Below are 11,387 nucleotides of genomic sequence, written 5' to 3'. Positions count from 1 at the left end.
GGGGATTTCGACATGTTAGAGTTTGATACTACTCAAGATCAATTAGCGAATATAAAAGTTATCGGTGTCGGCGGTGGCGGAAACAATGCTGTAAACCGTATGATTGAACACGGTGTACAAGGTGTAGACTTTATCGCTGTGAACACTGATGCACAAGCATTAAATCTATCAAAAGCTGAAACAAAAATGCAAATTGGTGGAAAATTAACGCGTGGACTTGGTGCAGGCGCAAACCCTGAAGTAGGGAAAAAAGCTGCAGAAGAAAGTAAAGAACAGATCCAAGAAGCACTTCGTGGTGCGGATATGGTCTTCGTAACTGCCGGTATGGGCGGTGGAACTGGAACTGGTGCAGCTCCAGTTGTTGCTCAAGTTGCAAAAGAATTAGGTGCTTTAACAGTTGGTGTTGTAACACGTCCATTTACTTTTGAAGGACGTAAGCGTGCGACGCAAGCAGCATCTGGTATTGCAGCATTTAAAGAAAATGTAGATACTCTTATTGTAATTCCAAACGATCGCTTATTAGAGATTGTTGATAAAAATACGCCAATGTTAGAAGCATTCCGTGAAGCTGATAACGTATTACGTCAAGGTGTTCAAGGTATTTCGGATTTAATTGCAACGCCAGGTTTAATTAACTTAGACTTTGCAGACGTAAAGACAATTATGTCTAATAGAGGTTCTGCTTTAATGGGTATTGGTTCTGGTAACGGGGAAAATCGTGCTGCAGAAGCTGCGAAAAAAGCGATTTCTAGTCCATTACTAGAAACATCTATTGATGGAGCTCAAGGTGTTATCATGAACATTACGGGTGGCGCTAACTTAAGCTTATATGAAGTACAAGAAGCGGCAGATATCGTAGCTTCAGCTTCAGATCCAGAAGTAAATATGATCTTCGGTTCTGTTATTAACGAAGGATTAAAAGATGATATCGTTGTAACTGTAATTGCAACTGGTTTTGATGATAGCATTGCAACTCAACCACCAAAACCAATTATTCGTCCGAATGCGAACCACACGCAACAACAGCAACAACCAGTAGCTCAACCTTCAAAACAACGTGAAGTAAAACGTGAAATGAAGCGTGAAGAGCCAGTTGTACATGAGCGTCATTCAGATTCAGATGATATCGATATTCCAGCATTTTTACGTAACCGTCGTAGACGATAAAAAAAGGAGCTTTCATGCTCCTTTTTTGTTTTTTAAATGGAAAAGACCTGCTAAGCAGGTCTTTTTTTTTATTTGGTATATTTTGTTGGTGAAAATAAGAGTATATCATTCTATGAATTTGTACTTTTATTTTTTACCGACAGATTATGTCTAGAAATCACAAAATAACAAAAAAACACCTCCGCAAATTGACACACTTTCCTATTGGATATGCATTATACTAGTCTCAACTTGAAAAAAGAGGTGAATTGTTTGGTTGTTTACGCCGACGTTGTTTGGTTGTTAAACGCCTGCATTGATTTTCTTTTGCTTTTATTAACAGCTACCGTGTTAAAAAAGAAAATCAAAAAATGGAGGCTTGTGTTAGGGGCATTTATAGGTTCAACTATTGTTATTTTTGCCTTTACTCCTTTTGCTTCTATGATGACACATCCAATTATGAAACTACTGTACTCGTTACTTATTGTGTATACAGCATTTGGGTTTACAACATTTAGAAATTATGCACAAACTGTTTTTACTTTTTACTTTGTAACCTTTATGGTTGGCGGAGGATTAATTGGAACTCATTTCTTTTTGCAAACGAATGAAATGGTAAATGGATTGGTTCAATCTCAGTCAATTTCTTACGGTGATCCAATTAGTTGGTTATTTGTTATTTTTGGTTTTCCAGTAATTTATTATTTTTCTAAAAAGCGTATTGAAAGCGTAGAGGTCACGAAAATACACTATGATCAAATTGTGAAAGTAAAAATTCAATTAGCAGAAGAAGAACTAGAACTGGCAGGTCTTATTGACAGTGGGAACCAACTTTATGACCCATTAACAAAAACACCCGTTATGATTATGCATGTTTCATCATTAGAACATTGCTTACCATCTTGGTTAACAGAACAAATTTATTCCAAAACAGAAATTCCTCAAATACCAGAAAATGATTCTGGTTGGGCGACAAAATTACGCTTAATTCCTTTCCGTGCAGTAGGAGTAGAGAGTCAATTTTTGTGGGCAATTAAGCCTGACAGTGTGCAAGTTGACCATGAAGGTAGTTCTATTGTTGTAAACAAAGTATTAATTGGATTAAATACACAACAGCTTTCTACTAATGGGGAGTATCAATGTATTGTGCATCCAAAAATGTTGATTTCGCAAAAAATGGTAATCGCTTAATAATGAGAGGCGGGATAATATGATGAAATTAAAATTTTATTTAGTATACCTTTGGTATAAAGTATTGCTGAAATTAGGAATTAAGACCGATGAAATTTATTATATTGGTGGAAGTGAAGCGTTGCCACCACCGTTAACAAAAGAAGAAGAGGAAGTTCTTTTGAATAAATTGCCAAAAGGAGATCAGGCAGCAAGGTCATTACTTATTGAACGTAACTTAAGGCTCGTTGTATATATAGCAAGAAAGTTTGAAAATACAGGGATAAATATTGAAGATTTGATTAGTATAGGAACAATCGGCCTTATTAAAGCGGTAAATACATTTAATCCAGAAAAGAAAATAAAATTAGCAACATATGCATCGCGTTGTATAGAAAATGAAATTTTAATGCATTTACGTCGAAATAACAAAAATCGTTCGGAAGTTTCTTTTGATGAACCACTAAACATTGATTGGGATGGGAATGAACTGTTATTGTCTGACGTGTTAGGTACAGATGATGATATTATTACAAAAGATTTAGAAGCTACTGTAGATCGTCACCTTTTAATGAAAGCATTACACCAATTAAATGATCGTGAAAAACAAATTATGGAACTTCGGTTTGGGCTTGCTGGAGGAGAGGAAAAGACGCAAAAAGATGTGGCTGATATGCTTGGGATTTCACAGTCATACATTTCGCGTTTAGAAAAAAGAATTATAAAAAGATTACGAAAAGAATTTAATAAAATGGTGTAAAGAATAAGACCAGCCGTTATGTAGGCTGGTCTTATTCTATTTAGTTGTATTAGGAAAGATAATTTAAATAACAAATCGTGAAAAAACCACATGCATAAAATCCCCTTCAAAGGAAATACTTTACACTGTACAGCAACTCCCGATAGGAGGGAACACTTTGACGAGAAACAAAGTAGAAATTTGCGGTGTTGATACAGCTAAACTTCCAGTATTAAAAAATGAAGAGATGCGTAAATTATTTCGTGAAATGCAAAGTGGAGAGATAAGCGCAAGAGAAAAATTAGTGAATGGAAACTTACGTCTTGTACTGAGCGTCATCCAAAGATTTAATAACAGAGGAGAATATGTTGACGATTTATTTCAAGTTGGTTGCATCGGACTTATGAAATCAATTGATAATTTTGATTTAGGCCAAAATGTAAAATTTTCAACGTATGCTGTGCCGATGATTATTGGGGAAATACGCAGATATTTGCGTGATAATAATCCGATTCGCGTATCGCGCTCATTGCGAGATATTGCGTATAAAGCTTTGCAAGTAAGAGAAAAGTTGATTGCAGAAAATTCAAAAGAACCAACAGCAATGGATATTGCAAAAGTGCTAGAAGTAACTCATGAAGAGATAGTATTTGCTTTAGATGCAATTCAAGATCCAGTTTCATTATTTGAACCGATTTATAATGATGGGGGAGATCCTATCTTTGTTATGGATCAGTTAAGTGATGAAAAACAAAAGGACGAGCAGTGGGTTGAAGAATTAGCATTGAAAGAAGGAATGAAGCGTTTAAATGATAGAGAGAAAATGATTATTAGAAAACGTTTCTTCCAAGGAAAGACACAGATGGAAGTTGCAGAAGAAATTGGGATTTCCCAAGCGCAAGTATCACGTTTAGAGAAGTCAGCCATTAAACAAATGAATAAAACGATTCAAGGATAAGGTCTCACCAATTATGGTGAGACCTTTTTATATGTAATATGGTTTGTGCTCATAGTAGGGGATTTGTGTTCATATAATGAAACTAGCATGGTGTTTCGTGTAGGTGGCTTCCTGTAAATATGAGAAACAGTTTCCAATTTGTCATATAAGGGAGAGGATAAAAATGGTGATACGAATTTCAGAGTTACAGATGAAGGATGTTATAAATATTTCAGATGGAAAAAGGATTGGGAATATTGGAGATATTGAAATTGATATGAACACAGGGAAAATTTGTTCTGTTATTATTTCCAAACAGACACGTATGCTAGGTATTTTTGGAAAAGATGTTGAGATTGTAATTCCTTGGAAGGAAATTGTGAAAATTGGGGAAGATGTCATACTTGTAAGAGTAAATCCTGTTAATTCTGTAACAGAATCAATACAAACACCGACAATTTCATAAAGAATATTACAAATTCCTCTTTTTTTTCTGTTAGGATTATGAAAAAATAAAAGTATGGTAAAATAGACAGGAAGTACCATGCTTTTTTCTGTTATTTTAATTAAAAGGAGCCGCTTTATTATGAGAGAACCATTTAAATATGTGGACGGTATACTGTATTTACAAGCGTGGAAAGAACTTGGAAACATTACTGCTGGATTTACGACAAAAGATGGTGGGATAAGTACGGGCTCCTTTCATGCGATGAATTTAGGATTACATGTGAATGATATCGTGGAGAACGTTCATGAAAACAGACGCATTTTAGCAAATAAGTTACAAAAACCATTAGAAAATTGGATTTGCTCTGAACAAGTTCATGCTCATCATGTTGAAAAAGTAGGGCAACAGGAAAAGGGAAGTGGTGTCTATTCATATGAGAACGGCATTTCAAAAACAGATGGCATTTATACGAGTAATGAAGATGTTCTGTTAACGTCTTGTTACGCGGATTGTGTTCCGCTCTATTTTTATGCACCATCACATGGTATGATAGGACTTGCGCATGCTGGATGGAAAGGCACTGTACAAGAGATTGCAAAGGAAATGATTCAAAAGTGGAATGCAGAAGGTATTTCAAGTGATGAAATTCATGTTGCAATTGGGCCGTCGATCGGATCTTGTTGTTATGTTGTGGATGATCGTGTATTAACAGCAGCACAGGAAGTAGTTAGGGGTGCTGTTCCTCATCAAAAAATTTCTGACGGGCAGTACGCAATTAATTTAAAAGAAATTAATCGTATATTATGTGTACAAGCAGGCATAAAAGAAGAGCATATTGTAATGTCATCTCTTTGTACAAGCTGTGAAGAGCAACTATTTTTCTCTCATCGTCGTGATCAAGGTAAGACAGGAAGAATGTTGAGTTTCATAGGTTTTAAGGAGGAAGAAAGCAAGTGACAGTACAAGAAAATTTAGTAATTGTAAACGAAGCTATTAAAGAATCTTGCGCTCGAGCTGGACGTTCGTTGCAAGATATTAAACTTGTTGCAGTTACAAAAACTGTAGGGATTGAAAAAACAAACGAAGTAATTGAAGCTGGAGTTATCGATTTAGGTGAAAATAGAAATGAAGGTTTCTTACAGAAATACGAGCATTTCTGTAAGAAAGTTAATTGGCACTTTATTGGCTCATTACAAACGAGAAAAGTAAAAGAAATCATTAATGAAATTGATTATTTACATTCGTTAGATCGTCTTTCACTGGCGAAAGAAATTCAGAAACGTGCTGATAAGAAAGTGAAATGCTTTATTCAAGTGAAAACCTCATCTGAAGAATCGAAGCAAGGATTGGCAATAGAAGAGGTTGTTTCTTTTATTCAAAGTTTGCAAGAATTCGATAAAATTGAAGTGGTTGGACTAATGACGATGGCTCCATTTACAGAAGAAGAGGAAGAAATCAGACGCTGTTTTAAGGAATTACGTATGCTGCAAACAGAGGTGCAGGAGCTAGAGTTATTACATGCGCCATGTAAAGAATTATCAATGGGAATGTCCAACGATTACAAGATTGCAATTGAAGAAGGGGCTACATATATTCGTTTGGGAACGATTTTAGTAGGAAAAGCGTAAAAGGAAGGAGAATCTTATTATGAGTTGGTCAAAAGTAAAATACTTCTTTTTTGATACACCGGAAGAAAAAGAAGCAGCTCAATATGGTTATGAAAAGGAGCAAACAGACATGAAAAAGCAGCAAGATCCACCAGAACAACAAGACGTTACGTTTCCGAAAGCGCAACCGAAGCAAAATGTTGTGAGTATTGAAACAGCAAAACAATCTTCAAAAGTTGTTTTATTAGAACCACGCACATATTCGGAAGCACAAGGGATTGCGGACCACTTAAAAGGTAGACGAGCTGTTGTAATTAATTTGCAGAGAATGTCTACTGATCAAGCGGTACGTATCGTTGACTTTTTAAGTGGTACTGTATACGCTATAGGCGGGGACATTCAAAAAATAGGGCCGAAAACATTTATGTGTACACCTGAAAATGTAGATATTGTTGGTGCGATTTCAGAGTTATTCGGTGAAGAAGAAGAAACAAATATAAAGAGGTGGTAATACGCCATGACAACAGTTTTTATAGTGTTAAGTTATGCTATCGAGATTTACTCGTGGGCACTTATTATTTACATTCTCCTATCATGGTTTCCTGGTGCAAAGGAATCATCTTTTGGAGAGTTCCTGGCACGTATTTGTGAACCGTATTTAGAACCATTCCGCCGCTTTATTCCGCCGCTTGGAATGATTGATATTTCTCCAATCGTTGCAATCTTTGCGTTGAAACTTGCTAAAACTGGTTTGTTCAGTTTATTAAGCTATTTCTTATAGTAAGAAGGTAAATACATGAGCATCTACGAACATTTTAGGCCTGATGAGGAGGTCTTTGTGGATAAAGTGCTAGAGTGGAAGCGAGCGGCGGAGTACCATCAAGTGAAGTTAACGGATTTTCTTGATCCTAGGCAACAACAAATTGTTTCTATGGTAATAGGACAAGGTGATGTTGCTGTGCAATTTGGTGGTGCAACGCCTAATGCAGAGCGTAAAAGAGCACTTATTTATCCAGACTATCTAGAATTAAATGAAGAAGAATTTCAAGTAGAAGTATTAGAAATTGACTATCCTTCCAAGTTTTATACGCTAGAACATAGGCAAATATTAGGTACATTTATGTCTCTTGGTTTAACAAGAGAAAAATGTGGTGATATTTTGCTGCAAGAAAATCGTGCCCAAATTGTAGTTGCGAAAGAAATTGTATCGTATATTGAGATGAACTTACAATCAATAGGGAAAGTAAAAGTCTCTTTAGCGTCAGTGCAAGGAGAACAAATTCTACAGATACATGAAACGTGGGGAGAGAAATCTGGAACGGTTTCTTCACTTCGTTTAGATGTTATGTTAGCTGAAATGTTACATTTATCTAGACAGAAAGTACAACCTTTCATAAAAAATGGTTTAGTAAAAGTCAATTGGAAAACAGTGGAGCAAACTTCTTATGAATGTTATCCAGGAGATGTTTTTTCTGTTAGAGGATATGGCCGAAGTAAATTATTTTCTGTAGAAGGTAGAACAAAACGCGACAAATGGAGAATTTTGTATGGTATACTAAAATGATTGGTTTTTTAGAAGGAAATCCTCCTATTTTGTCGAAGAAAAGATATAATTGAAAGAGGAAATTTAGATAACTACTTGGAGGTGGCGTTGTGCCGTTAACACCATTAGATATTCATAACAAAGAATTTGGTCGCGGATTCCGTGGCTATGATGAAGATCAAGTAAATGAGTTTCTTGATCAAATTATCAAAGATTATGAATTGGTCATTCGTGAGAAAAAAGCTTTAGAAGAAAAAGTTGCGCAGTTAGAAGGGAAGTTAGATCATTTCTCTAATATTGAAGATACGTTAAACAAATCTATCGTTGTTGCACAAGAAGCAGCGGAAGAAGTAAAACGTAATGCGCAAAAAGAAGCGAAATTAATTGTGCGTGAAGCTGAAAAGAATGCTGATCGTATTATTAACGAAGCATTAGTAAAATCAAGAAAAGTTGCTTTTGATATTGAAGAGCTAAAGAAACAAGCGAAAGTATTCCGAACTCGTTTCCGTATGTTATTAGAAACACAGCTTGAGATGTTAAACAACGATGATTGGGATAAACTAATTGAATTAGAAGACGAAGTAGATGAACTGTTGAAAAAAGAAGAAACAGTGTAAGCTTGACGTTTTTCTCATTATTACATATAATTTTAAACAACATATTTATTAAGAAAAACGAAGATAGGGATAAGTACCTTTTCAAACCTTATATAGCGAACTGAGGATGGTGTAAGCTCAGGATAAGGAGATAGTGGGAATATCACCCTGGAGTTCCGCGCTGAACAAATAGAGTAAGCGTAGGCGTGTATTCGCGTTAAGAATATAAAGAGGATTATATACATATGTATATAATCTACTAGGGTGGTACCGCGGGAGACTTTCTCGTCCCTTTTGGGGATGAGAAGGTCTCTTTTTTATTCCGTTTTTTAAGTATTTCTTTTATACATGTAAGGAGGAATTGAGCATGGAGTACAAAAATACATTACTGATGCCAAAAACAGAGTTCCCAATGCGTGGGAATTTACCAAAACGTGAGCCTGCAATGCAAGAAAAATGGGCTGAAATGAATATTTACGAAAAAGTACAAGAACATACAAAAGGTCGTCCTTTATTTGTATTGCATGATGGACCTCCATATGCGAATGGTGACATTCATATGGGACATGCATTAAATAAAGTATTAAAAGACTTTATTGTTCGTTATAAATCAATGACTGGTTTTAGTGCGCCATATGTTCCGGGATGGGATACGCACGGTTTACCAATTGAACAAGCTTTAACAAATAAAGGTGTAAAACGTAAAGAAATGACAGTTGCTGAGTTCCGTAAGTTATGTGCAGAGTATGCATATGAACAAGTAGAACGTCAACGTGAACAATTTAAGCGTCTAGGTGTACGTGCAGATTGGGATAATCCATATATTACTTTAGAGCCAGCTTATGAAGCACAACAAATTAAAGTGTTTGGTGACATGGCGAAAAAAGGTTATATCTATAAAGGTCAAAAACCAGTTTACTGGTCTCCAACGAGTGAATCTGCTTTAGCGGAAGCTGAAATTGAATATCAAGATAAAAAATCAGCATCTATTTACGTAGCATTCCCTGTAAAAGATGGAAAGAACGTATTAGAAGGTGATGAAAAGTACATCATTTGGACAACAACACCTTGGACATTACCTGCAAACTTAGGTATTTCTGTTCATCCAGAGCTTGAATATAGCATTGTAAAAGTAAATGATGAGAAATATATCATTGCTTCTGAGCTGTTTGAGACAGTTGCAAAAACGTTAGAGTGGGAAAATGCTGAAGTTGTGAAAACAGTAAAAGGTAGCGAACTTGAGTATACAGTTGCAAAACATCCATTCTACGATCGTGATTCATTAGTTATGCTAGGAGATCACGTAACAACAGATGCAGGTACAGGTTGTGTTCATACAGCACCAGGACACGGGGAAGATGACTTCGTTGTTGGTAAAAAGTATGGATTAGAAGTACTTTGCCCAGTCGATGATAAAGGTGTATTAACAAATGAGGCACCTGGATTTGAAGGCTTATTCTATGATAAAGCTAACAAACCAATTACAGAAAAATTAGAAGAAGTAGGCGCGTTACTGAAACTAACATTCATTACACATTCATACCCACATGATTGGAGAACGAAAAAACCAATTATTTTCCGTGCGACAGCACAGTGGTTTGCATCTATTGAAGCATTCCGTAAAGAATTAATAGAAGCTGTAGCAGAAACAAAATGGGTACCAGCATGGGGAGAAACTCGTCTTCATAATATGGTTCGTGACCGTGGTGACTGGTGTATTTCTCGTCAGCGTGCATGGGGTGTGCCAATTCCGGTATTCTATGCTGAGAATGGTGATCCAATTATTACGGATGAAACAATTAACCATGTAGCAGATTTATTCCGTGAACACGGTTCTAACGTATGGTTCGAGCGTGAAGCGAAAGATCTATTACCAGAAGGATTTACACATCCAGGTAGCCCAAATGGTGAATTCCGTAAAGAAACAGACATCATGGATGTATGGTTCGATTCAGGTTCTTCTCACCAAGCGGTATTAGAAGAGCGCGAAGATTTACAGCGTCCAGCTGATTTATATTTAGAAGGATCTGACCAGTATCGTGGTTGGTTTAACTCTTCATTATCAACAGCAGTTGCTGTAACAGGTAAAGCTCCATATAAAGGCGTACTAAGCCACGGTTTCGTACTAGATGGTGAAGGACGTAAAATGAGTAAGTCGATTGGAAACATCGTCGTACCGAAGAAAATCATGGATCAATTAGGCGGAGACATTTTACGCTTATGGGTATCTTCTGTTGACTATCAATCTGACGTACGTATTTCAGATGATATTTTAAAACAAGTAGCAGAAGTGTATCGTAAAATCCGTAACACATTCCGTTTCTTATTAGGAAACTTAGACGACTTTAAGCCAAGTGAAAATGCAGTAGCTGTAGCTGAACTTCGTGAAGTAGATCGTTACATGTTAGTAAAATTAAATGACTTAATTACAAAAGTTAAAGAAGCATATGAGACATACGATTTCGCTGCTGTGTATCATGCAATTCATAACTTCTGTACAATTGATTTAAGTTCATTCTACTTAGACTTTGCAAAAGACATCTTATACATTGAAGGTGCAAACCACGAAGATCGTCGTGCAATTCAAACTGTATTATATGATGTTCTTGTTGCGTTAACGAAACTTGTAACACCAATCTTACCGCACACAGCTGATGAAGTATGGCCATATATTCCAGGCGTAACAGAAGAAAGTGTACAATTAACTGATATGCCAGAAGCTGTACAATTAGATGACGCGGAAGCGTTAAAAACAAAATGGGATGCATTTATGACATTACGTGATGACGTGTTAAAAGCACTAGAAGTAGCTCGTAATGAAAAAGTAATCGGTAAGTCATTAAATGCAAGCATTACGCTATATCCAACTGCAGAAATGAAAGCTATGTTAGAGTCTATTAGCGAAGACTTAAAGCAATTATTCATCGTTTCTGAGTATAAACTTGGTGGTATGATGGATGAAGCGCCAGCAGATGCACCGAAGTATGAACATACAGCGGTTGTTGTTGTTCAAGCAACTGGTGAAACATGTGAACGTTGTTGGGTAGTTTCAGAAACAATTGGTAAAGATGCTGAACATGAAACATTATGTGAGCGTTGTGCAACAGTTGTTAAAGAAAACTATGTAAAATAATAAAAAACTGACTGCTATTGATGCGGTCAGTTTTTTTGTTGATGGTATATCAAGATCACTTTCAGACT

The 11,387-nt window shown here is 36.2% G+C and carries 12 protein-coding genes and 1 other annotated feature; all 12 genes read left to right on the top strand.

Annotation, left to right across the window (positions count from 1 at the left end; genetic code table 11):
• The first annotated feature begins 12 nt into the window (after positions 1–12).
• The 12 genes from ftsZ to ileS2 all read left to right on the top strand — a co-directional run bounded on the left by ftsZ (position 13) and on the right by ileS2 (position 11,319).
• Positions 13–1,167 (top strand): cell division protein FtsZ, encoded by a 1,155-nt coding sequence (ftsZ, locus tag HFD78_RS05285; protein ID WP_000888984.1) that lies wholly within the window; start codon positions 13–15, stop codon positions 1,165–1,167.
• Between the two features lie 252 nt (positions 1,168–1,419).
• The gene (spoIIGA, locus tag HFD78_RS05280; RefSeq protein WP_000261970.1) at positions 1,420–2,337 is read left to right on the top strand and encodes a sigma-E processing peptidase SpoIIGA; all 918 of its coding nucleotides are present in this window, start codon (positions 1,420–1,422) and stop codon (positions 2,335–2,337) included.
• A gap of 19 nt (positions 2,338–2,356) precedes the next feature.
• Positions 2,357–3,076: an RNA polymerase sporulation sigma factor SigE gene (sigE, locus tag HFD78_RS05275; protein ID WP_000976948.1), complete on the top strand. Its 720-nt coding sequence runs from the start codon at positions 2,357–2,359 to the stop codon at positions 3,074–3,076.
• Between the two features lie 157 nt (positions 3,077–3,233).
• Complete coding sequence (sigG, locus tag HFD78_RS05270; protein WP_000197755.1) at positions 3,234–4,013, top strand: RNA polymerase sporulation sigma factor SigG; 780 nt, start codon at positions 3,234–3,236, stop codon at positions 4,011–4,013.
• A 163-nt stretch (positions 4,014–4,176) separates the two neighbouring features.
• Positions 4,177–4,458: a YlmC/YmxH family sporulation protein gene (locus tag HFD78_RS05265; RefSeq protein WP_000236745.1), complete on the top strand. Its 282-nt coding sequence runs from the start codon at positions 4,177–4,179 to the stop codon at positions 4,456–4,458.
• A 120-nt stretch (positions 4,459–4,578) separates the two neighbouring features.
• A complete protein-coding gene (gene pgeF, locus HFD78_RS05260; RefSeq protein WP_001209010.1) occupies positions 4,579–5,397 on the top strand; it encodes a peptidoglycan editing factor PgeF in 819 nt (272 codons plus the stop codon).
• On the top strand, positions 5,394–6,068 hold the full coding sequence (locus HFD78_RS05255) for a YggS family pyridoxal phosphate-dependent enzyme (RefSeq protein WP_000218006.1): 675 nt from the start codon (positions 5,394–5,396) through the stop codon (positions 6,066–6,068). Before pgeF ends, HFD78_RS05255 begins: the two co-directional genes overlap by 4 nt.
• 19 nt (positions 6,069–6,087) lie before the next feature.
• The gene (locus tag HFD78_RS05250) at positions 6,088–6,558 is read left to right on the top strand and encodes a cell division protein SepF (protein WP_000119129.1); all 471 of its coding nucleotides are present in this window, start codon (positions 6,088–6,090) and stop codon (positions 6,556–6,558) included.
• A gap of 6 nt (positions 6,559–6,564) precedes the next feature.
• On the top strand, positions 6,565–6,828 hold the full coding sequence (locus HFD78_RS05245) for a YggT family protein (protein ID WP_000214233.1): 264 nt from the start codon (positions 6,565–6,567) through the stop codon (positions 6,826–6,828).
• Between the two features lie 15 nt (positions 6,829–6,843).
• Positions 6,844–7,611, top strand: a complete 768-nt coding sequence (locus HFD78_RS05240) for a YlmH family RNA-binding protein (protein WP_002098127.1) — start codon at positions 6,844–6,846, stop codon at positions 7,609–7,611.
• A gap of 89 nt (positions 7,612–7,700) precedes the next feature.
• The gene (gene divIVA / locus HFD78_RS05235; RefSeq protein WP_001131611.1) at positions 7,701–8,207 is read left to right on the top strand and encodes a septum site-determining protein DivIVA; all 507 of its coding nucleotides are present in this window, start codon (positions 7,701–7,703) and stop codon (positions 8,205–8,207) included.
• 51 nt (positions 8,208–8,258) lie between these two features.
• Positions 8,259–8,482 (top strand) — a binding site (T-box leader).
• Between the two features lie 71 nt (positions 8,483–8,553).
• Positions 8,554–11,319, top strand: a complete 2,766-nt coding sequence (ileS2, locus tag HFD78_RS05230; protein ID WP_000455952.1) for an isoleucine--tRNA ligase — start codon at positions 8,554–8,556, stop codon at positions 11,317–11,319.
• Positions 11,320–11,387 lie beyond the last annotated feature (68 nt).

It is taken from the genome of Bacillus sp. EKM501B, from assembly GCF_011800505.1.
Classification (GTDB): domain Bacteria; phylum Bacillota; class Bacilli; order Bacillales; family Bacillaceae_G; genus Bacillus_A; species Bacillus_A cereus.
The sequence above is the reverse complement of the archived record's forward strand: the minus strand, read 5'-3'. Positions and strand labels throughout refer to the sequence as shown.

Coding starts and splice junctions, on each gene's coding strand:
- ileS2 (WP_000455952.1), top strand. CDS start 8,554: ATGGAGTACAAAAATACATTACTGATGCCAAAAACAGAGTTCCCAATG.
- HFD78_RS05245 (WP_000214233.1), top strand. CDS start 6,565: ATGACAACAGTTTTTATAGTGTTAAGTTATGCTATCGAGATTTACTCG.
- sigE (WP_000976948.1), top strand. CDS start 2,357: ATGATGAAATTAAAATTTTATTTAGTATACCTTTGGTATAAAGTATTG.
- ftsZ (WP_000888984.1), top strand. CDS start 13: ATGTTAGAGTTTGATACTACTCAAGATCAATTAGCGAATATAAAAGTT.
- HFD78_RS05265 (WP_000236745.1), top strand. CDS start 4,177: ATGGTGATACGAATTTCAGAGTTACAGATGAAGGATGTTATAAATATT.
- HFD78_RS05250 (WP_000119129.1), top strand. CDS start 6,088: ATGAGTTGGTCAAAAGTAAAATACTTCTTTTTTGATACACCGGAAGAA.
- HFD78_RS05240 (WP_002098127.1), top strand. CDS start 6,844: ATGAGCATCTACGAACATTTTAGGCCTGATGAGGAGGTCTTTGTGGAT.
- pgeF (WP_001209010.1), top strand. CDS start 4,579: ATGAGAGAACCATTTAAATATGTGGACGGTATACTGTATTTACAAGCG.